Origin of the sequence: Actinomadura mexicana (genome assembly GCF_900188105.1) — a bacterium.
In the GTDB taxonomy this organism is placed as follows: Bacteria; Actinomycetota; Actinomycetes; order Streptosporangiales; family Streptosporangiaceae; genus Spirillospora; species Spirillospora mexicana.
This window is the reverse complement of record NZ_FZNP01000012.1, coordinates 198080-221006: the sequence shown is the minus strand read 5'-3', so window position 1 is coordinate 221006 and position 22927 is coordinate 198080. Positions and strand designations below refer to the sequence as shown.

Here is a 22927-nt window from a genome sequence, read left to right as displayed (position 1 = left end):
CCGGTGTGACGAACAGGAGTTAGACGTGATCCAGCAGGAGTCGCGACTCAAGGTCGCCGACAACACGGGTGCGAAGGAGATCCTTTGCATCCGGGTTCTCGGTGGCTCGGGTCGGCGCTACGCGGGAGTCGGCGACATCATCGTCGCGACGGTGAAGGACGCCCTTCCCGGTGCCGGCGTGAAGAAGGGTGACGTCGTCAAGGCGGTCGTCGTGCGCACCCGCAAGGAGCGCCGGCGTCCGGACGGCTCCTACATCCGCTTCGACGAGAACGCCGCCGTCCTCATCAAGGACGGCGGCGACCCCCGCGGCACCCGTATCTTCGGCCCGGTGGGCCGCGAACTGCGCGAGAAGAAGTTCATGCGCATCATCTCGCTCGCGCCGGAGGTGCTCTGATGAAGATTCGCAAGGGCGACGAGGTCATCGTCATCGCCGGCAAGGACAAGGGCGCGACGGGCAAGGTCCTGCGCGTCATCCCGCGCGAGGAGCGGGTCGTCGTCGAGGGCGTCAACCTCATCACCAAGAACATCAAGGCCGACCAGCAGCGTGCAGGCAAGGAGAGCGGTCGCGTCACGGTCGAGGCGCCGCTGCACGTCAGCAACGTCGCGATCGTCGAGGACGGCAAGCCGGCACGGGTCGGTTACCGCATCAACGACGACGGCACGAAGGTTCGGATCTCGCGCCGTAGCGGTAAGGAGATCTGAGACCGATGACCGAGACCGTTACCGAGCGTCCCGTGCCGACGCCGAGGCTCAAGGTGCGCTACCGCGAGGAGATCGCGGGCCAGATGCGCGAGCAGTTCGGCTACGCCAACGTCATGCAGATCCCCTCGCTGACCAAGATCGTGGTCAACATGGGGGTCGGTGACGCGGCCAAGGACGCCAAGCTGATCGAGGGCGCGATCCGCGACCTGGCGGCGATCACCGGGCAGAAGCCCGCGGTGAACCGGGCCCGCAAGTCCATCGCGCAGTTCAAGCTGCGCGAGGGCATGCCGATCGGCGCGCACGCCACGCTGCGCGGCGACCGGATGTGGGAGTTCCTGGACCGCCTGCTCGCCACGGCGCTGCCCCGTATCCGCGACTTCCGCGGGCTGTCGCCGAAGCAGTTCGACGGCAACGGCAACTACACCTTCGGGCTGACCGAGCAGGTCATGTTCCACGAGGTCGACCCGGACAAGATCGACCGCTCGCGGGGCATGGACATCACGGTCGTGACGTCCGCGAAGACCGACGACGAGGGCCGGGCGCTGCTCAAGCTCCTGGGCTTCCCCTTCAAGGAGAGCTGAGCATGGCGAAGAAGTCGCTGATCGCCAAGGCGGCGCGGAAGCCGAAGTTCGGCGTGCGCGCGTACACTCGGTGCTCGCGCTGCGGGCGTCCGCGCTCCGTCTACCGGAAGTTCGGCCTGTGCCGCGTGTGCTTCCGGGAGATGGCCCACCGCGGCGAGCTGCCTGGCATCACGAAGTCCAGCTGGTGACCCCGTCCCCCGGAGCGCGGCTCCGGGGGCGGCGGGAGCCGGCCTGTAATGACCAACCGGGCGCCTGAGAGGGCGTCCACGACCGCGCCAAAGGTCCACGGGCCGCATCAACCCGAGGAAACCGTGGCGAGGGAGGGCCAGTAGGCCATGACGATGACCGACCCGATCGCAGACATGCTGACGCGTCTGCGCAACGCGAATTCGGCGTACCACGACTCCGTGGCGATGCCGTACTCGAAGATCAAGGCGCACATCGCCGAGATCCTCCAGCAGGAGGGCTACATCTCGGGCTGGACCGTGGAGGACGCCGAGGTCGGCAAGAAGCTCCTGATCGAGCTGAAGTTCGGCCCGACCCGCGAGCGTTCGATCGCCGGCATCAAGCGCGTCTCGAAGCCGGGTCTGCGCGTGTACGCGAAGAAGGACAACCTGCCGAAGGTCCTGGGCGGACTGGGCGTCGCGATCATCTCGACGTCCTCCGGTCTGATGACGGACCGCCAGGCCGGCAAGCGTGGAGTGGGCGGGGAAGTCCTCGCCTACGTTTGGTGAGGGGAGGGCACTTCTAATGTCTCGTATCGGACGTCTCCCCATCAGCCTGCCCAGCGGTGTCGAGGTGAAGCTCGACGGCCGCGAGGTCACCGTCAAGGGGCCGAAGGGCACGCTCTCGCACACCGTCGTCGAGCCCATCGAGGTCAAGCAGGAGGACGGCCAGCTCGTCGTCTCCCGGCCCAATGACGTCAACAAGGTGCGCGGCCTGCACGGGCTCACCCGAACTCTGATCAACAACATGGTCGTCGGGGTCACCGACGGCTACAAGAAGACCCTGGTCATCCAGGGCGTCGGCTACCGGGTGGTGGCCAAGGGCAAGAACGTGGAGTTCTCGCTCGGCTACAGCCACCCGATCCCGTTCGAGGCGCCGGAGGGCATCACCTTCACGGTGGAGAGGCCGACGCAGCTCGTCGTCGAGGGCATCGACAAGCAGCTCGTCGGTGAGATCGCCGCCCGCATCCGCAAGCTGCGCAAGCCCGACCCGTACAAGGGCAAGGGCGTGCGCTACGAGGGCGAGCAGATCCGCCGCAAGGTCGGAAAGGCTGGTAAGTAGTCATGGCAGGCACCAAGACCCTGGCCGGCAAGGCCACGAGTGGTCGCCAGCTTGCTCGCAAGCGCCGGCACCTGCGGGTCCGCAAGAAGGTCGTGGGCAGCGCCGCACGGCCGCGCCTGGTCGTGACCCGCTCCAGCAGGCACGTGTTCGTCCAGGTCATCGACGACGACAAGGGCCACACGCTGGCCAGCGCGTCGACGATGGAGGCGGACCTGCGCGCCGACTCCGGCGACAAGACGGCCAAGTCCCGCAAGGTCGGCGAGCTCGTCGCCGAGCGGGCCAAGCAGGCCGGCGTCCACGCAGTCGTGTTCGACCGCGGCGGCAACAAGTACCACGGTCGCATCGCCGCTGTCGCGGACGGTGCGCGTGAGGGGGGCCTGGAGCTCTGATGGCCCTTAACAAGGTGAACGAGAGGAACCACTGATGGCAGCGCAGAGGCGTGGCGGCGGTCAGGGTGGCGACCGTCGCGACCGCCGCGACGACCGCCGCGGTGGCGCCGACAAGGGCCAGTCGTACATCGAGAAGGTCGTGGCGATCAACCGTGTCGCCAAGGTCGTCAAGGGCGGGCGTCGCTTCAGCTTCACCGCCCTGGTGATCGTCGGTGACGGCAACGGCACCGTCGGCGTCGGCTACGGCAAGGCCAAGGAGGTGCCCGCGGCGATCGCCAAGGGCGTCGAGGAGGCCAAGAAGCACTTCTTCAAGGTGCCGCGGATCCAGGGCACCATCCCGCACCTGGTGCAGGCGCGCGACGCGGCGGGCGAGGTCCTGCTCCGTCCGGCCAGCCCCGGTACCGGCGTCATCGCCGGTGGCCCGGTGCGCGCGGTCCTGGAGTGCGCCGGCATCCACGACGTGCTGAGCAAGTCGCTGGGCAGCGACAACGCGATCAACATCGTGCACGCCACGATCGCGGGTCTGAAGTCGCTGAAGCGTCCCGAGGAGATCGCGGCCAAGCGCGGCCTGCCGATCGAGGACGTCGCCCCGGCGGCCATGCTGCGCGCGCGCGCCGCGGGCAGCGAGCCGAGGGCGGAGGCCGCGTCGTCGTGAGCAACCTGAAGATCACGCAGACCAAGTCCGTGATCAGCGAGAAGCAGAACCAGCGTGACACGCTGCGCACCCTGGGCCTGAAGAAGATCGGGCAGAGCGTGGTCCGCGAGGACCGCCCCGAGGTGCTCGGCATGATCCGGACGGTGGCGCACCTGGTCACCGTCGAGGAGGTCGACTGACATGGCGGCTGATCTCGGTAAGGACTCCGCCTCGGAGACCGAGGGCACCCCGCTCAAGGTGCACGACCTGCGTCCGGCCCCCGGCGCCAACAAGGCCAAGACCCGCAAGGGCCGCGGCGAGGCGTCCAAGGGCAAGACCGCCGGTCGCGGCACCAAGGGCACCAAGGCACGCAACACCGTCCCCGTCGGTTTCGAGGGCGGCCAGATGCCCCTGATCCGCCGGGTGCCGAAGCTGAAGGGCTTCAAGAACCCGAACCGGGTCGAGTTCCAGGTCGTGAACCTGGACAAGCTCGCCGCGCTCTACCCCGAGGGCGGGGAGGTCACGGCGGAGGACCTGGCGACCAAGGGCGCGGTGCGCCGCGGCCGTCCGGTCAAGATCCTCGGCACGGGCGACATCTCCGTCGCGGTCCAGGTGAAGGCGCACGCCTTCTCCGGCGCCGCCAAGGAGAAGATCGCCGCCGCCGGCGGATCCGCCGACGAGCTGTAAGAAGGAACATCTTCGATGCCGGGGCCGTACCCGCGTGAGGCCCGGGGCCGTCAGGCCGCCGGGTCAGGCGGGGCGGCCCCGGTGTCATCTGCTGTTAGAGTCACACGAGCGAAGGTACTCCGCGTGAGATTGCGCACTCTGCCGTCACACCGGGTATCCTCCGCCCGAACTCATGGACCTGAAACCGCCCCCTCGGCGGCCATGAACCCGCCAGTCGCGCAGGAGGAATGGTGCTGACCGCGTTCGCTCGGGCTTTCCGTACGCCTGACCTGCGTAAGAAAATCCTCTTCACGTTGTTCATGATCGTGGTGTTCAGGATCGGTTCGATCCTGCCGACGCCCAACGTGAACGTGAAGGTGCTGAAGGAGACCGCGGACGCGGCCAAGAACAGCAACCAGCTCTACGGACTGGTCGACCTGTTCAGCGGCGGCGCCTTGCTCAAGCTGTCGGTCTTCGCGCTCGGCATCATGCCGTACATCACGGCCAGCATCATCCTGCAGCTGCTGACGGTGGTGATCCCGCGGCTGGAGGCCCTCAAGAAGGAGGGCCAGGCCGGCACGACGAAGATCACCCAGTACACCCGGTACCTGACGGTCGGGCTGGCGATCCTGCAGGCGACCGGCATCGTCGCGATGGCGAGCACCGGCCAGTTGTTCCAGGGCATCTCCGGCAGCGGCGACATCCTCTATGACACGGGCATCTTCCCGATCATCACCATGGTGGTCATCATGGTGGCGGGCACGAGCGTCATCATGTGGCTGGGCGAGCTGGTCACCGACCGCGGCGTCGGCAACGGGATGTCGATCCTGATCTTCACCCAGGTGGTGGCGGTCTTCCCCGCCCAGTTCTGGAGCATCTACAAGACCAAGAACGGGTTCGTCTTCGCGATCGTGATCCTGGTGGGTCTGGCGATCATGGCCGGGGTGGTGTTCGTCGAGCAGGCGCAGCGGCGCATCCCCGTCCAGTACGCCAAGCGGATGGTGGGGCGCCGCATGTACGGCGGCACGTCGACCTACATCCCGCTGAAGGTCAACCAGGCCGGCATCATCCCGATCATCTTCGCGTCCTCGCTGCTCTACCTGCCGGTGCTGGCCACCCAGTTGTGGCCCAACACCAAGTGGCTGCAAAAAGTGCAGCCCTATCTCCAGCAGGACAACGCCTGGCACATGGGGATCTTCTTCGTCTTCATCATCTTCTTCACGTACTTCTACGTGGCGATCACCTTCAACCCCGCTGAAGTCGCCGACAACATGAAGAAGTATGGTGGATTCATCCCAGGTATCCGTCCTGGTCGGCCGACCGCCGAATACCTCGACTTCGTGCTGACCCGGATCACCACACCCGGTGCGCTCTACCTGGGGCTCGTGTCCCTCATCCCGATGGTCGCCTTCGCACTCATGAAGGCGAGCTCGGACTTCCCGTTCGGCGGCACGAGCATCCTCATCGTCGTCGGCGTCGGACTGGATACCGTGAAGCAGATCGAGAGTCAGCTCCAGCAGCGCAACTACGAGGGCTTCCTCCGGTAGTGCGTATCGTCCTGGTGGGCCCCCCGGGTGCGGGCAAGGGGACGCAGGCCCAGTTCATCGCTTCTCACCTGTCGGTCCCGAAGATCTCGACAGGTGACATCTTCCGCGCGAACGTCAGCGGCGGGACGCCGCTCGGCCGGCAGGCCAAGCAGTACATGGACCGCGGTGACCTCGTCCCCGACGAGGTCACCATCGCGATGGTCCGCGACCGGCTCGGCGAGGACGACGCCCGCGACGGCTTCCTGCTGGACGGCTTTCCGCGCAACGTCCCGCAGGCCGAGACGCTGAAGAAGATCCTCGCCGAGTGGGACACCCGCCTCGACATCGTGCTGGAACTCGTCGTCGACGAGGACGAGGTCGTCCGGCGGCTGTCGGGCCGGCGCACCTGCGACAAGTGCGGCCGGATCTGGCACGTCGACTTCGACGACAAGCAGGACGACATCTGCGACGACTGCGGCGGCCGCCTGTTCCAGCGGGACGACGACAAGGAAGAGGTCGTCATGCACCGCCTGGAGGTGTACCGGGACGACACGTCGCCGCTGGTGCAGTTCTACGCCGACGAGAACATCCTCGTCGGCATCGACGCGACGGGGCCGGTCGAAGAGGTCACCAAGCGCGCCCTCACCGCACTGCGCCCGCTGGAGAGATGACGGCCCGCTGGAGAGATGACGGGCCCGCTGGAGAGATGACGGGCACGCCGGAGGGGTGACGGGCCGCCGTGAAGCCGTAGGCGCGGACGCGGGCGATCCCGCGTCCGCGCGGCTGTTCAGGCGCCAGAACCGGTGCAAGGGGAGAGATGTTCAAACGGCGTAGGCTCATGATCCAGATGAAGACCGCGGAGCAGGTCGAGCTGATGCGCGCGGCGGGGCTGCTCGTCGGCCGGACGCTGGAGCTGCTGCGCGGGGCCGTCGAGCCCGGCATGAGCACCCTGGACCTGGACGTGCTCGCCGAGCGGCACATCCGCGACAACGGCGGCGTCCCGTCGTTCAAGGGCTACCACGGCTTCACCGGCACGATCTGCGCGTCGGTGAACGAGGAGATCGTGCACGGCATCCCGCGGGCCGACAAGATCCTGCGCGACGGCGACGTGCTGTCCATCGACTGCGGCGCGATCGTGGAGGGCTGGCACGGCGACGCGGCGATCACGGTCCCGGTGGGGGAGATCACCGACGAGCGGCAGCGGCTGCTGGAGGTCACCGAGGCGTCCCTGTGGCGCGGCCTCGCGGCCGGGCGCGCCGGCGCGCGCCTCACGGACATCTCCCATGCGATCGAGGCCCACATCCGCTCTCAGGGTCCCTACGGCATCGTCGAGGGCTACGGCGGGCACGGCATCGGGACCGAGATGCACATGGACCCGCTGATCCCCAACCACGGGGCGCCGGGGCACGGGCCCGTCCTGGAGCCGGGCATGTGCTTTGCGGTGGAGCCGATGGTGAACCTCGGCACGAAGGAGACCGCCGAACTCGACGACGGGTGGACGGTCGTGACGACCGACGGGCGCGCCTCGGCGCACTTCGAGCACACCTTCGCGGTCACGGAGGACGGCCCCCGCGTCCTGACGGCGCTCGACGAGGGCCGTGACCGGTTCGCCAAGCTCGGATCCGCGCAGCAGAATGGATAGAGAAGGCAGGTCCTGAGGAGCGGAGGAGCGGAGGAGCGATGGCGCCGAACCCTGAGATCCGGGCGTCGGACGCCGACCGCGACCGGGTGGCGGAGAGTCTGCGCGAGCACTGCGCGCAGGGCCGGATCACGATGGACGAGCTGCAGGAGCGGCTGGACGCGGTCTACGGGGCGAGGACGGTCGGGCAGCTCCAGGAGGTCACGTCCGACCTGCCGGAGGAGGACCTGTACCAGCTCCCGGTCCCCGCGACGCAGAGCAAGGGCACCGCGTCGCCGGCGCGGCGGCCGTCCGGCGACCTCGAACCGCGGCGGATGCGGGCGATGTGGGGCGCCTGGGCGACGGTCAGCGCGATCAACGTGACGGTGTGGCTGATCATCCTGGTGGCGTCGGGCGCGGTCTACCCGTGGTGGATCTGGGTGGCGGGCCCGTGGGGCGCCTTCCTGCTGATGCGCACGATCTTCGGCGGGCGCCAGGACGGCTGCTGACGCGCCCGCCCGGCAGGGCTCACTCCACGTCCATGAGGGGCCGGTAGTTCCCGGTCGGGGCGAAGTGGGTGGTGGCGGTGCCGTCCTCGCCGACCAGGTGGAGGGCGAACCCGGCGGGCTCCCCGGTGACGGCCGCGCGGCCCCGCTGGGTGAGGTCGAGGAACAGCTGCCGGTAGGTGCTCGGGCAGGTGGTGCAGACCCGTCCCGCCAGCGATCCGACCGTGGCCCGGTGCGCGTGCCCGGAGATCACCCGCACGACCTGCGGGTGCCGGGAGATCACGGACGCGAAACCGGCGGGGTCGACGAAGCGCAGGTCGTCGATGAACCGCATCCCGATCGGGTACGGCGGGTGGTGGGTGGCGATGAGCGTCGGGACGCCGGGCGCGGCGCTCAGCGTCTCCTCCAGCCAGTCGAGCCTCTCCTCGCTCATGTGCCCGTGGGGATGGCCGTCGACGGTGGTGTCGCAGCAGACCAGGCGCACGCCGGCCACGTCGACGGCGTACTGGACGGGCGCCCCGGGCCCGGTCCCCGTCGCCGCGACCGCCGGATGGTCGGCGAACATCCGGCGCATCTCGTCGCGGTCGTCGTGGTTGCCGCACATCGGATAGACGGCCATCGGCAGCGGCGACAGCAGCGCGTGCAGCCGGGCGTACTCGGCGGGCAGGCCGCGGTCGGCGAGATCGCCGGTCAGGACGACGGCGTCCGGCCGCGCGGGCAGCGACAGCAGGCTCGACACGGCGGCCCGCAGCGCGCGGACCGGCCCGGAGTCGTCGTTCATCCCGCCGTCGCGTCCGGCCGCCAGATGGATATCGCTCAGCTGCGCGATGATCGCCATCGATCCCCTCCCCGTTGCCCCCAGCACATCACGGAACCCCACGCTCCGGGCAGCCCCGGGCGGCGGGCGCCGGGACGATCTTCGCGCCCGCACGGCGGCACTGTCGACTCGCCCCCCGGGGAGGGCCTCGTCGCCGGCCGTGCATGTGTGTCTGGGCGACACGCCACGCCCCCCCGGCACGAGCCCGGCCGCTTGAGCGCCGCCCCTACGCCGCCCCTACGCCGCCCCTACGCCGCGCTCCGGGCGTCGCCGGGCGGATCCTTGTGCGGGGGCCCCACGCCCCCCGGCGGGAGGCCGGCCGCCTGAGCGCCGCGCTCAGGCGACGTGCGGGATGACCAGGGAGAGGGCCGAAGTGATCTCTTCGGGAGCGGGGGCGACGTCGGGGACGACGTCGCGGAGGGCGAGCCAGCCGTTGATGGCCTGGACGGTCGGCTTGGCCTCGATGAGCTGGGGGTCGTCCACGCCGTACCACGCGGCGACCTTGGACCACCGCCACAGCCGGTGGCCGGCGGTGGACATCTCCGAGGACGGGAAGCCGGTGGCGCCGCGCGCCCCGGTGATCGCGTGCCGGACCGAGTCCAGGGACCGGCCCACCCGCTCGGCGATGTCGCGGATGGTCAGCAGCGGGTCGGCCTCCACCTGCAGGACGTGCAGGCCGGCCGCGCTCTCCTCGACGTGCCCGACCACCTCCATGATCGCCGCGGCGAGGGTGGCGCCCGGCCAGGTGCACGAGGCGTTGCCGCGGCGCTCGGCGTGCTGCGGCTCGCTGATGATCGATACCGTGACCGCGCCGTACGTGCGGTCGAACAGGGGGTCGAGTTCGTCCTCGTAGAGGGGACGGCTGAGGATCAGCGCGAAGTCATAGCTCGGCATGCTGACCCTCCTCGAACGTCTCTCCTCCCCGAAAGGTACAACGCGCAGGCGATGTATGCTTGACTCGGGAGCAGTCTCCGGACGCGTGTCATGCGTCGATTTCGCATTGGACGGCCGGTTGACGTAGACTCCCTTGTCGGTCCGTCGACGGCCGTCCGATTTCCCCTTCCTGGCGCTTCCGTGCCGCGTTGCGGGTTTGCGGCCGATTCTCCTCTGGAGAGCCGGGCCGCGTCCCATGAGCCGATCAGCGAAGCGCGGAGGACATGCCCAAGAAAGAAGGGGCCATCGAGATCGAGGGCACCGTCATCGAGTCGCTGCCGAACGCCATGTTCAAGGTGGAGCTCGACAACGGGCACAAGGTGCTCGCCCACATCAGCGGCAAGATGCGGATGCACTACATCCGAATCCTGCCGGACGACCGCGTTGTTGTGGAGCTGAGCCCCTACGACCTCACGCGCGGTCGGATCGTCTACCGCTACAAGTAAATCCCACTGGGGTTGCCTTCCCCGTGCGTGGCGGCGCGGGGGTGACCCTTATCTCTAGGAGACCCAGTGAAGGTCAAGCCGAGCGTCAAGAAGATCTGCAACAAGTGCCGCGTCATCCGCCGGCACGGCCGGGTCATGGTCATCTGCTCCGACCCGCGCCACAAGCAGCGTCAGGGCTGACGCTCACCACCCAGCAAGCGCACCGCAGCCTTCACACGGCCGTACGTGCCGGGTCCGGGAACTCCGGGATCCGGCACGTACGGCAGTGTCGTGTGGAGGAGCACCCCCGGACCTTCGGAGGCCGGGGCCGCCACCCGGGCAGGGTGTTCGCGGACGCGGTGCGTCCATACCTCCGAACGAATGAAGGGAACTGCCCACGATGGCACGCCTGCTCGGCGTCGACCTCCCGCGCGAAAAGCGCCTCGAGGTCGCTCTCACCTACATCTTCGGCATCGGCCGGACGCGGGCGCTGGAGACCCTCTCGGGTACCGGCGTCAGCGGCGACCTGCGCGTGCACCAGCTCGGCGACGACGAGCTGATCAAGCTCCGGGACTGGATCGAGGCGAACTACAAGATCGAGGGCGATCTTCGCCGCGAGGTCCAGGCGGACATCCGCCGCAAGATCGAGATCGGGTGCTACCAGGGCATCCGGCACCGCCGGGGGCTTCCGGTGCACGGTCAGCGCACGCAGACCAACGCGCGCACCCGCAAGGGCAAGAAGAAGACCGTGGCCGGCAAGAAGAAGGCCGGCAAGAAGTAGTCCGGAGTCGGTCCTCCGGATCGATGACCTCAAGAGTAGAGAGAGCACATGCCTCCTAAGAGCCGTGTCGGCGCCAAGAAGGTGCGCCGCAAGGAAAAGAAGAACGTCGCTCACGGGCACGCCCACATCAAGAGCACGTTCAACAACACGATCGTTTCGATCACCGACCCCAACGGCAACGTGATCTCCTGGGCCTCCTCGGGCCACGTCGGGTTCAAGGGCTCGCGCAAGTCCACCCCGTTCGCCGCGCAGCAGGCCGCCGAGGCCGCCGCCCGGCGCGCGATGGAGCACGGCATGCGCAAGGTCGACGTCTTCGTGAAGGGCCCGGGCTCGGGCCGCGAGACCGCCATCCGGTCGCTGCAGGCGACCGGCCTCGAGGTGGGCTCGATCCAGGACGTCACGCCCGTTCCGCACAACGGCTGCCGCCCGCCGAAGCGTCGGAGGGTCTGACCCGTCATGAGCAATCTGGAATTTGCGCAGGCGGCAGCGCCCGCCACTGCGCTGGCCAGCCGGGCCTGAGCAGGGGAGATCTAGAACAATGGCTCGTTACACCGGTGCGGACTGCAAGCTCTGCCGCCGCGAGAAGATGAAGCTGTTCCTCAAGGGCAGCAAGTGCGAGGGCCCGAAGTGCCCGATCGAGATCCGTCCCTACCCGCCGGGTGAGCACGGTCGCGGTCGGCCCAAGGAGACCGAGTACCTGCTGCAGCTTCGCGAGAAGCAGAAGGCGCGGCGCATCTACGGCGTGCTGGAGCGGCAGTTCCACAACTACTACGTCGAGGCGACCCGCCAGCAGGGCAAGACGGGCGACAACCTGCTCACGCTGCTGGAGCGCCGGCTCGACAACGTCGTCTACCGGGCCGGCTTCGCCAAGTCCCGCGACATGGCCCGCCAGCTCATCCGGCACGGCCACATCCGGGTCAACGGCAAGAAGGTCAACATCCCGTCGGCCCTCGTCGGCGAGGCCGACATCGTCGATGTGAAGGCCAAGTCGCTGGAGATGACGCCGTTCCAGGTCGCCAAGGCCGAGGTCGGCGACCGTCAGGTCCCGGCGTGGCTCGGGGTCGACGGCGAGAAGATGCGGATCCTCGTGCACTCGCTGCCCGTCCGGCAGCAGATCGACGCTCCCGTCCAGGAGCAGCTGATCGTCGAGCTCTACTCCAAGTAGGGGCTCAACGCCCGCCGGGGTCCCCCGTTGGGGCCCCGGCGGATCGGGGAAGAATCCAGAACGCGGTAGTCAAATAGCGGGCACCGCGGAAAGAAGGCACCACCATGCTCATCGCACAGCGTCCGACTCTCACCGAAGAGCAGGTCGACGAGTACCGGTCGCGGTTCACCATCGAGCCGCTGGAGCCGGGCTTCGGCTACACGATCGGCAACTCGCTGCGCCGCACCCTGCTCTCCTCCATTCCCGGTGCGGCCGTCACCAGCATCCGGATCGAGGGCGTCCTGCACGAGTTCTCGACCGTGCCCGGGGTGAAGGAGGACGTCACCGACATCATCCTGAACCTCAAGGAGCTCGTCGTCTCCTCCGAGCACGACGAGCCCGTCGTCATGTACCTGCGCAAGCAGGGCCCGGGCGAGGTGACCGCGGCCGACATCGCGCCGCCGGCGGGCGTCGAGGTCCACAACCCGGACCTGCACATCGCCACGCTGAACAACAAGGCCAAGCTGGAGATGGAGCTGACGGTCGAGCGCGGCCGCGGCTACGTCTCGGCCGCGCAGAACAAGCAGCCGGGCCAGGAGATCGGCCGGATCCCGATCGACTCCATCTACTCGCCCGTGCTCAAGGTCACCTACAAGGTCGAGGCCACCCGAGTCGAGCAGCGCACCGACTTCGACCGCCTCATCCTGGACGTGGAGACCAAGCAGGCGATGCTGCCGCGCGACGCGGTCGCCTCCGCCGGCAAGACCCTCGTCGAGCTGTTCGGCCTGGCCCGGGAGCTCAACGTCGAGGCCGAGGGCATCGACATGGGCCCGTCCCCGACGGACGCCGCGCTGGCGGCCGACCTGGCCCTGCCGATCGAGGAGCTGAACCTCACGGTCCGCTCCTACAACTGCCTGAAGCGCGAGGGCATCCACTCGGTGGGCGAGCTCGTCGCCCGCAGCGAGCAGGACCTCCTCGACATCCGCAACTTCGGCGCCAAGTCGATCGAAGAGGTCAAGCAGAAGCTCAACGACATGGGCCTGTCGCTGAAGGACTCCCCGCCCGGGTTCGACCCGAGCGCGGCGGCCGACAACTACGGCGACGACGACCAGGGCTACGCCGAGACCGAGCAGTACTAGGAAACCCGAGTCCGGCGGCCGGGGGCCCGCGGTCCCCGGCCGGCCGGAACCAGCTGACACCGGTACCTGACACGGCCGGTGCAGGAAGGAAACGACATGCCTCAGCCCACCAAGGGCGCCCGCCTCGGCGGCAGCGCGGCGCACCAGCGCCTGATCCTGGCCAACCTGGCCACGGCGCTGTTCGAGCACGGCCGCATCACCACCACCGAGGCCAAGGCCCGGCGGGTGCGTCCGCTGGCGGAGAAGCTGATCACCAAGGCGAAGAAGGGCGACCTGCACAACCGTCGCCTGGTCGCCAAGACGATCCGCGACAAGGGCGTCCTGCACGAGCTCTTCACCGAGATCGCGCCGCGCTTCGAGAGCCGTCCCGGCGGCTACACCCGCATCACCAAGATCGGGCCGCGTAAGGGCGACAACGCCCCGATGGCCGTGATCGAGCTGGTGCAGGAGCAGCTGGCGGCGTCCACCGGCGGGTCCGCTCCCGCCGCGAAGGCCGCCCCGGCGCCGGAGGCCGAGGAGACCGAGGCCGCGACCGAGGCGGACGACACCGCCGCCGTCGACGCCAAGGACGAGGCCGCCGGTGACGCGGAAGCCAAGGACAAGGGCGAGAAGGAGTAATCCGCCGTTTGAACTGGGCGAGCGTTTGCTCGACATTCGTGAGGGCCCGCCGTTTCCATCGGGACGGCGGGCCCGAACTTTGCCAGACTTGATCGCATGGTCATGGCAGGAGGGCGACGGTTCAGCGGGGAGCGTGTCAGGGGAGTGCCCGACGAACGCGGGGTGCCCGGAGGGATGACGGACGGTGCAGAAGGACGACTCGGCTGACATGACCGCACTGGTACGTCTCCGTCTCGACATCTCCTACGACGGGTCGGACTTCGCGGGCTGGGCGCGGCAGCCGAACCAGCGGACCGTCCAGGGCGTCATCGAGGACGCCCTGGCCCGGATGCTGCGCCTCGACCCGCCGCCGATGCTCACCGTCGCCGGCCGCACCGACGCCGGAGTCCATGCCCGCGGGCAGGTCGCCCACCTCGTCGTCCCCGTCGCCGCCTACTCGGCGATCAACGGGACGATGCCGCGCCGCCTCGCCGGGCTGCTGCCCCCGGACGTCCGGGTGTGGCGCGTGTCGATCGCCCCGGAGGGGTTCGACGCGCGGTTCTCCGCGCTGTCGCGCCGCTACGTGTACCGGGTGTGCGACAACCCCTTCGGGGTGGAGCCGCTGCGCCGCCACGACGTGCTGTGGCATCCCCGCCCCCTGAACCTCGGCCGGATGAACGAGGCCGCCCGCAGGCTGGTCGGCGAGAACGACTTCGCCGCGTACTGCCGCCGGCGGGAGGGCGCGACGACGATCCGCGAGCTGCTGCGCTACGAGTGGGCGCGCGACGACCGCGACCCGCACCTCGCGCTCGCCACCGTGGAGGCCGACGCGTTCTGCCACTCGATGGTCCGCGCGCTCGTCGGCGCGATGCTGATGGTGGGGGACGGGCGGCGCGAGGTCGAGTGGCCCGCGCAGGTGCTCGCGGCGCGCGTCCGCGACTCCGGCGTGAACGTGGCGCCCGCGCACGGCCTGTCGCTGGAGGAGATCCGCTATCCCGAGGACGAGAGCCTGGCCAGGCGGGCCCAGGAGACCCGCCGCGTCCGGACGCTGAACGCCACGGCCGCGGCGGCCGCCGACCAGCCCGCCGCGCCCGGCGGCGCCGCGCCCCGGCAGGGCTGCTGATCCGCGGTCCCGGGGCTCAGCCCCGGGACCGCGAGACGATCGGGCGCAGGTCGTAGTCCAGGAACAGCTGCGCCGCCTTCTTGATCGTCGGGTCGCCGGGCTTGGCCTTCCTGCCGTTCGCCCACTGGACGTAGGCGTAGGCGACGTACCGGCCGCGGACGGTCGCCGCCGCGTACCCGCCGGCCTGGTCGATGTCGGGGGACCGCTTGCCCGCCATGCCGCGGAACCACTCGTAGCGGGCGGGGTCGCCCGCCTTGCTCACGGCGATCGCGGCCGCCTTCGTCGGCATCACCGCGATCCCCGAGGTGACGGCGAGCCTGCTGGCCGGGTCGATGTAGGTGGCGCGGACGATCTTGCGGCACTGGTCCTTGCGCAGGGCGGCGAGCATGGAGCCGCGGGCCGCGTAGGTGACGTCCCGGTTGAGCGACCAGCGGTCACGGAGGTAGGTCCGGTCGCCGAACCGGATGGTCTCGGTCGGGAAGACGTCGTGGAACGTCAGGTCGGCGGTGTCGGTCTTCTCGCTGGTGATGTCCACGGGGGCGGCGGCCGTGGCGGACGGTGTGACCGCGGGCGTGGTCTGCGCCGCCGCGGGCGCCTCGGGCGTCCTGCCGTCCTTGCCGTCGTCGCCGTCCGAACCCGTTCCGCCGATGAGGAACAGGGCGCCGACCGCCGCGAGGATGACGGCGGCGACGCCGCCGATCAGCACCGGGCGTCCCTTGCCGCCGCCCCGGCCGGTGACGGGCATGCCCTGCGGGGGGCGTCCGGGCGGGCCGTCGGCCGGGGCGGTGCCCTCGGCGTGGAAGGGCGGCGTGCCCACCTGGGGCTGTTCGGCGGCCGCCGCGCCCACCGCGGCCGGATCGGCGTGCGGGAACGGGCCGCTTCCGGTGGGCGGGACGACGCCGGGCGGAAGGATGGCGTCCGGGACGAGCACGGGCGCGAGCGAGGCGGCGTCCTCCGCCTCCTTGGCCTTCTCGAACGCCGAAAGCGACGCGGGGATGTCCGTCGCGGTGTCGGTCGCGGCGGGGTGGTCCACGGTGGCCTCGGTCTCTGGTGTGAGGGCCCCCGCGTCCTGGCCTCGCGGCGTCGCGCCCCCGGACCCGCCCTGCGCGGGCGGGACGGGCGGGAAGCCTTCGGGGTCGGTCTCGTCGGGGGAGATCGGCGGCTTGACGATCGGCTCGGCGGGGACGGCGCCGCGGGAGTCGACCTGCGGGACGCCCCTCCCGGCGACGAGCGTCCCGGGCGGTGCCGAGGCGAGGTGGGGAGCGGTGGGGACCTGGGGAGCGCGGACGTCCGCCTCGTCCTCGGCCTGCCCGGCGAGGGCGTCCTCGACCAGGGGGGCTTCGAGCACGGGCGCCGACAGCATCTCCGGCGCCGCGGGCGCCTGCTCGGCCGGCGGGGCGGCGTCCACGGACTCGGCGGCCCACCAGGGGGCCTCCAGCCCGAAGGCGGGGAGCTTGAGGGGAGCGGCCTCGCCGGCCTGCTCGCCGTGCTCCCGTGCGTCTCTAGGTCCAGACATAAGCAGTGAGGGTATTCATGGGGGTCACTTCTGGAGGGGCTTGCCTTCGGTCTCCCGGTAGTGCAGCGCCAGTGCCAGGTTGCTGCCCTTGACCAGCTGGGTGCCGAAGACCCGGACGGCGGCATGGTACTTGCTGGAAATCTTCTTGCCGTCCGGCCGCTGCACCCAGGTCATGATGACGTAGTGGCCGCGTGCCTGCGAGGTGCCGAGCGCCTCGCCCTTGCCGTTGTTCTTGCTGACGCCCTTGCCGGGCAGCGCCACCAGGAACGCGTCCTTGGCGGCGGCGGCCTTGACGGCCTTCTTGGCCGCGGCCTCGGTCTGCAGGTTGAACACGCCGACCGTGCCGATGAGGGAGCCGTTGCTGAGCGCGTAGGTGGCCCGGAGCGACTGCGTGCAGCGCCCCTTCTTGAGGGCCGCCGCCAGCGTCGTGCCGCCGACGACGCCGGTGCAGGACTTCTTGCCGGTGGCGGCCGTCCGCACGTACTTGTGACCGCCCGACTTGAACGTCGCCTTGCCGAAGACCTCCTTGAGGGTCAGCGGCGCGGGGTCGGTGGTGCGGCTCTGCAGCTTCACCGGAGCGAGGACGGGCTGCGTGGGGCTCGGCGTGGCCTGCGGCTGCCGGGACGCGGCCTGCGTCGGCTTCGGCTCCGGCTCGGAGTCGCCCTTCAGCATCGACGACAGCCCGACGCCGCCGCCGATGAGCAGGATCCCGGCGACCGCGGCGCCGCCGATGATCAGCGGCAGGTTGCGGCGGCGCTCGGGGCGCTCGGGGGCGTCGGACGGACCGGGCGGCATGCCCTCGTAGGAGCCGAAGCCGCCCTCGCCGGGGGCGTTCTCGCCGAAGGCGGCGCCGCCGGCGGGCTCGTCGCCCCATGCGGGCGGCTGGCCGGACCAGGCCGCGGTCTGCTCGCCGGGCGCCTCGCCCCCGGGCGCGCCCCCGGGCGCACCGCCGCCGTAGGGGGCGCCGCCGAACCTGTCCTGGCCGGACGCGTCGCCGCCGAAGCTGTCACTGCCGAAGCTGTCACTGCCGAGCGGGGGCGCGCCGGGCCCCTGGTCACGTGGCGCGAAAGGGGACTCGTCGTTGTCGTGGCCGTACGGCGGCGCTTCGGCTCCGGGTCCGTACGGCGCGTGCGGCGACTGCCGGGGAGGCCAGTCGCCGGGTTTGCCTTGATCGCCCGGATAACCCATGGGTTGGACCTTACCGTTCCTCGTTCAGGGCTCTGGACCTTCGCGACACCCACCATGACATGGGGGCGAACCGGACGCCGGTGATTTGCCGAAGGTCATGTCCCCGCGGGGCGGGGAGGGTCACTTCCAGCCGAAGTCCTGCGTCCACAGCGGCCCGCCGGACCCCGAGGCCATCCCGACGCCGATGGCGCGCAGCCCGCAGTTCAGGATGTTGGCCCGGTGGCCGGGACTGTCCATCCAGCCCTTCACGACGGCCGAGGCGGTCGGGTACCCCTTGGCGATGTTCTCCGCCCCGGGACTGCTGTAGCCGGCGTCCTCCATCCGCTTCCACGGGCTGTCGCCGTTGCGGGAGGTGTGGTCGAAGTAGTTGTTGGCCGCCATGTCCGCCGAGTGCTTGCCGGCCGCGGTGGCGAGCCGCGCGTCGCTGCGCAGCGCCGGGCACCCGTGCTTGGCGCGCTCGGCGTTGGTGAGCGACACCACGCTCGCCTCGGGACCGGACGATCCGCCGGAGCCGCCGGACCCGCCGCCCGGGGTCGTGCCCCCGCCCGGCGTCGAGGGGGCGTCCGATCCGGGGGACCTCTTGGCCTTGGAGGGCTTGGCCGACGCGCTCTTCGGCGGGTGGATCACCTTCAGCGGCGGCGTCTGCTCCTCGGCGGTCGGCGCGGGAGAGGCGCCGGTCCGGCCGCCGCCGGTGCCCGTCCCGGAACCGGATCCCGAGCCGGTACCGGAGCCCTTGCCGGTCGCGGCGAGCGGGTCGCTCTGCGGTCCGGTCGGGACCTCTACCGACGGGCTGCGCTCCGCCCCGGAGGCGGACGTCTTCTCCGACCGGAACTGAGGCAGGACGAGCCGGTCGATCACGACGCCGGTGCCGATGGCGAGCGCGGACGCGGTGGCGGCCACGACGAGCCCCTTGGCGCCCTTCTTCTTGGGACGCTTCCCGCGCGGTGGGCGGTCGTTCCAGAACGTGTCGCCGTCGTTCGGCCCCGGCCCGGCGGGCGGGGGCTCCCGGCGGGCGCGCCGCGGGCCGCTGGCGACGAGTTCGTCCCGGTAGGGACGGGCGCCGGGCCGTGGGGGGACGTCGCGCGGCGCCGAGGCGTCGCGCCGTGCGGGGCCGGAGCGCCCGGCGCTGCCGGGCGGGCGGCCTCCGGCGGGATCGGCTGGTCTGCGGGGAGTAGTCAGCGGGGGCTCCCGGGTGCGGGCCGGCGTGAGCCGGCATGGACCGGTCGCCCGGCACCATATCCCGATATGGACCCTCCGTTACCGAAATGATCCCAGAAAGGCTTAGTCGCTACGAAGTGTGATCGTTGCGGTGCTGAACGTTCTCTTTCTGGCATTCGGCGCATGCGGCATACTTGGCACGCGGCCCGAAGCGCCACGGCGGCTCGTTTTGACCCGTGTGCACGCGGCCGAGTATCCTGCGTGTTTGTTGTGTGCGTCGGCGCCTGCTCGCTGCAGGCGGGAGGCGCGACGACCTGCCGGTGTGTCCCCGTCATGTGCGCCCCCGTGGCCGCGTGCGGGCCCCGGCATCCCGGAGCGCCGGGTCGGATGATCCTCTGATCGGCGCGAGCAGGATTCCGCTGCCAGTGGCAGCCCGTCCGCGAGGACGGGTGAAGGATCGAAACCGCTGAGAGTCGACGAGAAACGAAGGCTGACGCCCGTGCGCACGTACACCCCTAAGCCCGCTGACGTCCAGCGTCAGTGGTACGTCATCGACGCGACCGATGTCGTGCTGGGCCGTCTCGCCAGTCAGGTCGCACAGCTGCTCCGGGGTAAGCACAAGCCGATCTACGCCCCGCACCTCGACACCGGTGACTTCGTCGTCATCGTGAACGCCGACAAGGTGGCGCTGTCCGGCAACAAGCTGGAGCAGAAGCGGGCCTACCGGCACTCCGGCTACCCGGGCGGTCTGCGCTCGGTGAGCTACGGCGACCTGCTGGCCAAGCACCCCGAGCGGGCGGTCGAGAAGGCGATCAAGGGCATGCTGCCCAAGAACTCCCTCGGCCGGAAGATGTTCGGCAAGGTGAAGGTCTACGCCGGGCCGGAGCACCCGCACCAGGCGCAGAAGCCGGTCCCGTTCGAGATCACCCAGATCAGCCAGATCAAGAAGTGACGCCCGCGCGCGAGCCGATCGCGCGCGACCCGGAAGCAGTGGCCGCCGGGGCACCCGCCTGACGGGTCAGCCGCCCTGGCCAGAAAACCCCGAGGAGAACCGTGGACGACACCACCGGCGCCGAGCAGGCCGCCGAGCTCGACTCGTACGAGGAAGCCCCGTCCGAGTACAGCACCGAGACCCCCGAGGCCGCCGGCGAGGGCCTCCTCGGCCAGCCGGTCGCGACCGGCCCGTCGGCCGGCACCGGCCGCCGCAAGCAGGCCATCGCGCGGGTCCGCCTCGTTCCCGGCAGCGGCCAGTGGAAGATCAACGGCCGCACCCTGGACCAGTACTTCCCGAACAAGGTGCACCAGCAGATCGTGAACGAGCCGTTCGTGCTGCTGGGCCTGGAGGGCCAGTTCGACGTGCTCGCGCGCGTGAACGGCGGCGGCACCACCGGCCAGGCCGGCGCGCTGCGCCTCGGCATCTCCCGCGCGCTGCAGTTCGCCAACATCGAGCACCGCCCGGCGCTGAAGAAGGCCGGCTTCCTCACCCGCGACGCGCGGGTGCCGGAGCGCAAGAAGGCCGGTCTCAAGAAGGCCCGCAAGGCTCCGCAGTACAGCAAGCGTTGATCGACGGCACGAGCCGTCGCACCCCGTGGCTTCTCCGCAGCCGGCCCGCACGGCCGGCGCACCCGGGTGCGGCGGCTCGTCCGCTTTTCCGGGTGGCCTCTCCCTCATTTCCGGAACCTTCTCTCTGATCGGGAGTTGAACTGTGGCTCGTCTGTTCGGGACCGACGGCGTGCGCGGACTCGCCAACCGCGACCTGACCGCCCCGCTCGCCATGGACCTGTCCGTCGCGGCGGCGCGGGTGCTGGGGGAGCAGGGCGCGTTCAAGGGGCACCGCCCGGTCGCGGTGGTCGGCCGCGACCCCCGCGCCTCGGGCGAGTTCCTGGAGGCCGCCGTCGTGGCGGGCCTCGCGAGCGCCGGGGTGGACGTGCTGCGTCTCGGCGTCCTGCCGACGCCCGCGGTGGCGCACCTGACCCACACGCTGGACGCCGACCTCGGCGTGATGCTGTCGGCCTCGCACAACCCGGCCCCCGACAACGGGATCAAGTTCTTCGACCGCAGCGGCTACAAGCTCCCCGACGATCTGGAGGACCGCGTCGAGGCGCGGCTCGGCGAGGCGTGGGAGCCGCCGACCGGCGCGGGCGTCGGCCGCGTCCGGGAGGCGCACGGCGCGGTCGAGCAGTACGTCGCGCACCTGCTGACCACGGTCCCGGTGTCGCTGGACGGCCTGCGCGTCGTCATCGACTGCGCCAACGGCGCGTCCAGCGACGTCGCCCCGGAGGCGCTGCGCCGCGCGGGAGCCGAGGTCATCACGATCGGCACCGCCCCCGACGGGCTGAACATCAACTCCGGCTGCGGTTCCACGCACCTGGAGGCGCTGCAGAAGGCCGTCCGCGAGCACGGCGCGGACGCCGGCATCGCCAATGACGGCGACGCCGACCGGTGCCTGGCGGTGACCGCGGGCGGCGAGGTCGTCGACGGCGACCAGATCATGGCGATCCTGGCCCTGGACCTGCGCGAGGCCGGCGCGCTCGCCGCCGACACCGTGGTCGCGACCGTGATGTCGAACCTCGGCTTCAAGCTGGCCATGCGGGAGGCGGGCATCACCGTCGTGGAGACCGCGGTCGGCGACCGGTACGTCCTGGAGGCGATGAAGGAGGGCGGCTTCGGCTTCGGCGGCGAGCAGTCCGGCCACGTCATCATGCTGGACCACGCGACGACCGGGGACGGCGTCCTGACCGGCATGCACCTGCTCGCCGCGATGGTCCGCCGCGGGCGCCCGCTGGACGAGCTGGCCAAGGTGATGACGCGGCTGCCGCAGGTCCTCATCAACGTCAGGGACGTCGACAAGGACCGTGCCAAGACCTCCCCCGAGCTGGCCGCGGCCGTCTCCGCCGCCGAGGCCGGCCTCGGCGACACCGGACGCGTCCTGATCCGGCCGAGCGGCACCGAGCCGATGGTGCGCGTGATGGTGGAGGCGGCGTCCGAGACGCAGGCCCGGTCGGTGGCCGAGCACCTCGCCGGCGTGGTCCGCACGACCCTCGGCCAGCCGGACGGACGCCGCCCGCCCGGCTAGCGCTCGTCGATCTCCAGCCGGCCGACCTTCAGGTGCTGGATCTCGACGGTCCCGGCCTGGAGATGGCCGATGACCGCCCGCTTCACCGCGAGCTTGCCGATCGCGACCGCGCCGACCGCGACCGCGCCGAGGGCCATGGCCCCGAGCGCGAGGGAGCCGAGCCCGTTCCCGGCCCGCAGCGTGAGCCCGGTCGCGGACGCGCCGGTCACCTCCGCACCGGTCGCCCGCGCCCCCACGCCCCGTTCCGTCCGCACCCTCGGCAGCTCCCGCTCGGCGCTGTCCACGTCGTTCTCGGCGTCCTTGCCGCGAAATTCGCTCATGGGACGAGCTTAGGGCCGCTCAGCAGCGGGCGAGGAAGTCCTGGAGCGCGTCGTGGTCGGAGCGCGTCACCGGTAGCGAGTACTCCTTCGCGACCGCGACGTACTTGATCGCGTAGACGCACTGGAACCCCTTCTGCGGCTTCCACTCGCCGGGGCCGGAGTCGCTCTTCTGCCGGTTGGGCACGCCCCAGACCGCGAGCAGGTTGTCGTGGTCGTTGGCGAACTGCTCGCGCCTGTCCTCGCTCCAGCGGGAGGCGCCCATCCGCCAGGCGAGGGCGAGCGGGTAGACGTGGTCGATCTGCACCTCGGCGGCGTCCTTCTTCTCGAAGTCGATCTGCTTGCCGCTGTAGGGGTCGTCCAGCCTCCCGGCGAGCACGATGCAGCGGCCCTTCTTCTCGACCTTCGTCAGGTCGCGGGCGAGGACGTCGTTGCGCTGGTCGCAGCCGTTGTGGTCGGTGTCCTTCCAGCGCGTGCCGAACGCGTCGCGCCGGTAGCCGCCGTCCGTCGCGGACGCGATCCGCAGCCCGGACAGGTTCTTGCGGGCCCTGGCCTCGTCGCCGGAGGCGGGCCTGGTCGAGCCGGACGAGGGCGATCCCGTCTGCGAGAGGCCCACGTCGCCCTCGCAGCCCGCCGTCGCCAGCGGGACGACGAGCGCGAGACCCGCCGCAGCCGTCCGCGCGGCCTTCAACAGCACCGGAGGCTGTGTCATGACTTCACCGTCCTGGGGGAGTTTCTAGGCGTTTTTGCCAACTTGAAGGCAAATAATCGATCAAACATTCTGGCCTGGCGTTCCTCCGGATG

General features: G+C 70.5%; 32 protein-coding genes. 25 read left to right on the top strand and 7 right to left on the bottom strand.

Annotation, left to right across the window (positions count from 1 at the left end; all coding sequences use genetic code 11):
- Positions 1 to 25: 25 nt before the first annotated feature.
- The 14 genes from rplN to CHC11_RS28615 all read left to right on the top strand — a co-directional run bounded on the left by rplN (position 26) and on the right by CHC11_RS28615 (position 7912).
- Positions 26 to 394: a 50S ribosomal protein L14 gene (rplN, locus tag CHC11_RS28680; protein WP_021596728.1), complete on the top strand. Its 369-nt coding sequence runs from the start codon at positions 26 to 28 to the stop codon at positions 392 to 394.
- On the top strand, positions 394 to 702 hold the full coding sequence (gene rplX, locus CHC11_RS28675) for a 50S ribosomal protein L24 (RefSeq protein ID WP_089314940.1): 309 nt from the start codon (positions 394 to 396) through the stop codon (positions 700 to 702). The genes rplN and rplX overlap by 1 nt, the downstream gene beginning before the upstream one ends.
- Positions 703 to 707: 5 nt before the next feature.
- Positions 708 to 1283, top strand: coding sequence for a 50S ribosomal protein L5 (gene rplE / locus CHC11_RS28670; protein ID WP_089314939.1), 576 nt, complete (start codon positions 708 to 710; stop codon positions 1281 to 1283).
- 2 nt (positions 1284 to 1285) lie between these two features.
- On the top strand, positions 1286 to 1471 hold the full coding sequence (locus CHC11_RS28665) for a type Z 30S ribosomal protein S14 (protein WP_018657585.1): 186 nt from the start codon (positions 1286 to 1288) through the stop codon (positions 1469 to 1471).
- 147 nt (positions 1472 to 1618) lie between these two features.
- Complete coding sequence (rpsH, locus tag CHC11_RS28660) at positions 1619 to 2017, top strand: 30S ribosomal protein S8 (protein WP_089314938.1); 399 nt, start codon at positions 1619 to 1621, stop codon at positions 2015 to 2017.
- 16 nt (positions 2018 to 2033) lie between these two features.
- A complete protein-coding gene (gene rplF / locus CHC11_RS28655) occupies positions 2034 to 2570 on the top strand; it encodes a 50S ribosomal protein L6 (protein WP_089314937.1) in 537 nt (178 codons plus the stop codon).
- 2 nt (positions 2571 to 2572) lie between these two features.
- Complete coding sequence (gene rplR, locus CHC11_RS28650; RefSeq protein WP_089314936.1) at positions 2573 to 2959, top strand: 50S ribosomal protein L18; 387 nt, start codon at positions 2573 to 2575, stop codon at positions 2957 to 2959.
- A 34-nt stretch (positions 2960 to 2993) separates the two neighbouring features.
- Positions 2994 to 3614, top strand: a complete 621-nt coding sequence (gene rpsE / locus CHC11_RS28645; protein WP_425427355.1) for a 30S ribosomal protein S5 — start codon at positions 2994 to 2996, stop codon at positions 3612 to 3614.
- Positions 3611 to 3793 carry a 50S ribosomal protein L30 gene (rpmD, locus tag CHC11_RS28640; protein ID WP_021596720.1) on the top strand — a complete coding sequence of 61 codons (183 nt, stop codon included), beginning with the start codon at positions 3611 to 3613 and terminating at the stop codon, positions 3791 to 3793. The genes rpsE and rpmD overlap by 4 nt, the downstream gene beginning before the upstream one ends.
- A 1-nt stretch (position 3794) precedes the next feature.
- Positions 3795 to 4280, top strand: coding sequence for a 50S ribosomal protein L15 (gene rplO / locus CHC11_RS28635; RefSeq protein ID WP_089314934.1), 486 nt, complete (start codon positions 3795 to 3797; stop codon positions 4278 to 4280).
- Positions 4281 to 4507: 227 nt separating this feature from the next.
- The gene (gene secY / locus CHC11_RS28630) at positions 4508 to 5806 is read left to right on the top strand and encodes a preprotein translocase subunit SecY (protein WP_425427354.1); all 1299 of its coding nucleotides are present in this window, start codon (positions 4508 to 4510) and stop codon (positions 5804 to 5806) included.
- Positions 5806 to 6456, top strand: a complete 651-nt coding sequence (locus CHC11_RS28625; RefSeq protein ID WP_089314933.1) for an adenylate kinase — start codon at positions 5806 to 5808, stop codon at positions 6454 to 6456. Before secY ends, CHC11_RS28625 begins: the two co-directional genes overlap by 1 nt.
- A gap of 146 nt (positions 6457 to 6602) precedes the next feature.
- A complete protein-coding gene (gene map, locus CHC11_RS28620) occupies positions 6603 to 7427 on the top strand; it encodes a type I methionyl aminopeptidase (RefSeq protein WP_089314932.1) in 825 nt (274 codons plus the stop codon).
- Between the two features lie 38 nt (positions 7428 to 7465).
- On the top strand, positions 7466 to 7912 hold the full coding sequence (locus CHC11_RS28615) for a DUF1707 SHOCT-like domain-containing protein (protein ID WP_089314931.1): 447 nt from the start codon (positions 7466 to 7468) through the stop codon (positions 7910 to 7912).
- Positions 7913 to 7931: 19 nt separating this feature from the next.
- Here CHC11_RS28615 and CHC11_RS28610 read toward each other — a convergent pair whose 3' ends face one another.
- Positions 7932 to 8747, bottom strand: a complete 816-nt coding sequence (locus tag CHC11_RS28610) for a phosphodiesterase (protein ID WP_089314930.1) — start codon at positions 8745 to 8747, stop codon at positions 7932 to 7934.
- Between the two features lie 315 nt (positions 8748 to 9062).
- On the bottom strand, positions 9063 to 9620 hold the full coding sequence (locus CHC11_RS28605) for a hypothetical protein (protein WP_089314929.1): 558 nt from the start codon (positions 9618 to 9620) through the stop codon (positions 9063 to 9065).
- Between the two features lie 263 nt (positions 9621 to 9883).
- Between CHC11_RS28605 and infA the strand changes: the two genes are divergently transcribed.
- The 8 genes from infA to truA all read left to right on the top strand — a co-directional run bounded on the left by infA (position 9884) and on the right by truA (position 14868).
- Positions 9884 to 10105: a translation initiation factor IF-1 gene (infA, locus tag CHC11_RS28600; protein WP_034519601.1), complete on the top strand. Its 222-nt coding sequence runs from the start codon at positions 9884 to 9886 to the stop codon at positions 10103 to 10105.
- 66 nt (positions 10106 to 10171) lie between these two features.
- Positions 10172 to 10285, top strand: a complete 114-nt coding sequence (gene rpmJ, locus CHC11_RS28595) for a 50S ribosomal protein L36 (protein WP_021596712.1) — start codon at positions 10172 to 10174, stop codon at positions 10283 to 10285.
- 199 nt (positions 10286 to 10484) lie between these two features.
- Entirely contained in the window at positions 10485 to 10865 is a 381-nt protein-coding gene (gene rpsM, locus CHC11_RS28590) for a 30S ribosomal protein S13 (RefSeq protein ID WP_089314928.1), read from the top strand.
- Between the two features lie 48 nt (positions 10866 to 10913).
- Positions 10914 to 11315: a 30S ribosomal protein S11 gene (gene rpsK, locus CHC11_RS28585; protein WP_021596710.1), complete on the top strand. Its 402-nt coding sequence runs from the start codon at positions 10914 to 10916 to the stop codon at positions 11313 to 11315.
- An 88-nt stretch (positions 11316 to 11403) separates the two neighbouring features.
- A complete protein-coding gene (rpsD, locus tag CHC11_RS28580) occupies positions 11404 to 12030 on the top strand; it encodes a 30S ribosomal protein S4 (RefSeq protein WP_089314927.1) in 627 nt (208 codons plus the stop codon).
- A gap of 104 nt (positions 12031 to 12134) precedes the next feature.
- Positions 12135 to 13148 (top strand): DNA-directed RNA polymerase subunit alpha, encoded by a 1014-nt coding sequence (locus CHC11_RS28575; RefSeq protein ID WP_067454600.1) that lies wholly within the window; start codon positions 12135 to 12137, stop codon positions 13146 to 13148.
- 96 nt (positions 13149 to 13244) lie between these two features.
- A complete protein-coding gene (gene rplQ, locus CHC11_RS28570; protein WP_089314926.1) occupies positions 13245 to 13766 on the top strand; it encodes a 50S ribosomal protein L17 in 522 nt (173 codons plus the stop codon).
- A gap of 208 nt (positions 13767 to 13974) precedes the next feature.
- Positions 13975 to 14868 (top strand): tRNA pseudouridine(38-40) synthase TruA, encoded by an 894-nt coding sequence (truA, locus tag CHC11_RS28565; protein ID WP_179279051.1) that lies wholly within the window; start codon positions 13975 to 13977, stop codon positions 14866 to 14868.
- 16 nt (positions 14869 to 14884) lie between these two features.
- Here the strand turns inward: truA and CHC11_RS28560 are convergent, their stop codons facing one another.
- The 3 genes from CHC11_RS28560 to CHC11_RS28550 form a co-directional block, all read right to left on the bottom strand.
- On the bottom strand, positions 14885 to 16384 hold the full coding sequence (locus CHC11_RS28560) for a hypothetical protein (protein ID WP_089314925.1): 1500 nt from the start codon (positions 16382 to 16384) through the stop codon (positions 14885 to 14887).
- Positions 16385 to 16408: 24 nt separating this feature from the next.
- Entirely contained in the window at positions 16409 to 17572 is a 1164-nt protein-coding gene (locus tag CHC11_RS28555) for a hypothetical protein (protein WP_089314924.1), read from the bottom strand.
- Between the two features lie 120 nt (positions 17573 to 17692).
- Positions 17693 to 18472: a CAP domain-containing protein gene (locus tag CHC11_RS28550; RefSeq protein ID WP_179279050.1), complete on the bottom strand. Its 780-nt coding sequence runs from the start codon at positions 18470 to 18472 to the stop codon at positions 17693 to 17695.
- A 757-nt stretch (positions 18473 to 19229) separates the two neighbouring features.
- Here CHC11_RS28550 and rplM point away from each other — a divergent pair.
- The 3 genes from rplM to glmM all read left to right on the top strand — a co-directional run bounded on the left by rplM (position 19230) and on the right by glmM (position 21806).
- Positions 19230 to 19682 (top strand): 50S ribosomal protein L13, encoded by a 453-nt coding sequence (gene rplM, locus CHC11_RS28545; RefSeq protein ID WP_089314922.1) that lies wholly within the window; start codon positions 19230 to 19232, stop codon positions 19680 to 19682.
- A gap of 101 nt (positions 19683 to 19783) precedes the next feature.
- Positions 19784 to 20293 carry a 30S ribosomal protein S9 gene (gene rpsI / locus CHC11_RS28540; protein ID WP_089314921.1) on the top strand — a complete coding sequence of 170 codons (510 nt, stop codon included), beginning with the start codon at positions 19784 to 19786 and terminating at the stop codon, positions 20291 to 20293.
- A 142-nt stretch (positions 20294 to 20435) separates the two neighbouring features.
- Positions 20436 to 21806, top strand: a complete 1371-nt coding sequence (gene glmM / locus CHC11_RS28535; RefSeq protein ID WP_089314920.1) for a phosphoglucosamine mutase — start codon at positions 20436 to 20438, stop codon at positions 21804 to 21806.
- Here glmM and CHC11_RS28530 read toward each other — a convergent pair.
- Positions 21803 to 22126, bottom strand: coding sequence for a hypothetical protein (locus CHC11_RS28530; protein WP_089314919.1), 324 nt, complete (start codon positions 22124 to 22126; stop codon positions 21803 to 21805). The genes glmM and CHC11_RS28530 overlap by 4 nt on opposite strands.
- Positions 22127 to 22145: 19 nt before the next feature.
- Positions 22146 to 22835, bottom strand: a complete 690-nt coding sequence (locus CHC11_RS28525; RefSeq protein WP_089314918.1) for an HNH endonuclease family protein — start codon at positions 22833 to 22835, stop codon at positions 22146 to 22148.
- Between the last annotated feature and the right edge of the window lie 92 nt (positions 22836 to 22927).

Bases quoted from the DNA above. Each gene is read 5' to 3' on its own strand.
- rplX (WP_089314940.1), top strand. From the start codon at position 394: ATGAAGATTCGCAAGGGCGACGAGGTCATCGTCATCGCCGGCAAGGAC.
- rplE (WP_089314939.1), top strand. From the start codon at position 708: ATGACCGAGACCGTTACCGAGCGTCCCGTGCCGACGCCGAGGCTCAAG.
- CHC11_RS28665 (WP_018657585.1), top strand. From the start codon at position 1,286: ATGGCGAAGAAGTCGCTGATCGCCAAGGCGGCGCGGAAGCCGAAGTTC.
- rpsH (WP_089314938.1), top strand. From the start codon at position 1,619: ATGACGATGACCGACCCGATCGCAGACATGCTGACGCGTCTGCGCAAC.
- rplF (WP_089314937.1), top strand. From the start codon at position 2,034: ATGTCTCGTATCGGACGTCTCCCCATCAGCCTGCCCAGCGGTGTCGAG.
- rplR (WP_089314936.1), top strand. From the start codon at position 2,573: ATGGCAGGCACCAAGACCCTGGCCGGCAAGGCCACGAGTGGTCGCCAG.
- rpsE (WP_425427355.1), top strand. From the start codon at position 2,994: ATGGCAGCGCAGAGGCGTGGCGGCGGTCAGGGTGGCGACCGTCGCGAC.
- rplO (WP_089314934.1), top strand. From the start codon at position 3,795: ATGGCGGCTGATCTCGGTAAGGACTCCGCCTCGGAGACCGAGGGCACC.
- secY (WP_425427354.1), top strand. From the start codon at position 4,508: ATGGTGCTGACCGCGTTCGCTCGGGCTTTCCGTACGCCTGACCTGCGT.
- map (WP_089314932.1), top strand. From the start codon at position 6,603: ATGTTCAAACGGCGTAGGCTCATGATCCAGATGAAGACCGCGGAGCAG.
- CHC11_RS28615 (WP_089314931.1), top strand. From the start codon at position 7,466: ATGGCGCCGAACCCTGAGATCCGGGCGTCGGACGCCGACCGCGACCGG.
- CHC11_RS28610 (WP_089314930.1), bottom strand. From the start codon at position 8,747: ATGGCGATCATCGCGCAGCTGAGCGATATCCATCTGGCGGCCGGACGC.
- CHC11_RS28605 (WP_089314929.1), bottom strand. From the start codon at position 9,620: ATGCCGAGCTATGACTTCGCGCTGATCCTCAGCCGTCCCCTCTACGAG.
- infA (WP_034519601.1), top strand. From the start codon at position 9,884: ATGCCCAAGAAAGAAGGGGCCATCGAGATCGAGGGCACCGTCATCGAG.
- rpsM (WP_089314928.1), top strand. From the start codon at position 10,485: ATGGCACGCCTGCTCGGCGTCGACCTCCCGCGCGAAAAGCGCCTCGAG.
- rpsK (WP_021596710.1), top strand. From the start codon at position 10,914: ATGCCTCCTAAGAGCCGTGTCGGCGCCAAGAAGGTGCGCCGCAAGGAA.
- rpsD (WP_089314927.1), top strand. From the start codon at position 11,404: ATGGCTCGTTACACCGGTGCGGACTGCAAGCTCTGCCGCCGCGAGAAG.
- CHC11_RS28575 (WP_067454600.1), top strand. From the start codon at position 12,135: ATGCTCATCGCACAGCGTCCGACTCTCACCGAAGAGCAGGTCGACGAG.
- rplQ (WP_089314926.1), top strand. From the start codon at position 13,245: ATGCCTCAGCCCACCAAGGGCGCCCGCCTCGGCGGCAGCGCGGCGCAC.
- truA (WP_179279051.1), top strand. From the start codon at position 13,975: ATGACCGCACTGGTACGTCTCCGTCTCGACATCTCCTACGACGGGTCG.
- CHC11_RS28560 (WP_089314925.1), bottom strand. From the start codon at position 16,384: ATGTCTGGACCTAGAGACGCACGGGAGCACGGCGAGCAGGCCGGCGAG.
- CHC11_RS28555 (WP_089314924.1), bottom strand. From the start codon at position 17,572: ATGGGTTATCCGGGCGATCAAGGCAAACCCGGCGACTGGCCTCCCCGG.
- CHC11_RS28530 (WP_089314919.1), bottom strand. From the start codon at position 22,126: ATGAGCGAATTTCGCGGCAAGGACGCCGAGAACGACGTGGACAGCGCC.
- CHC11_RS28525 (WP_089314918.1), bottom strand. From the start codon at position 22,835: ATGACACAGCCTCCGGTGCTGTTGAAGGCCGCGCGGACGGCTGCGGCG.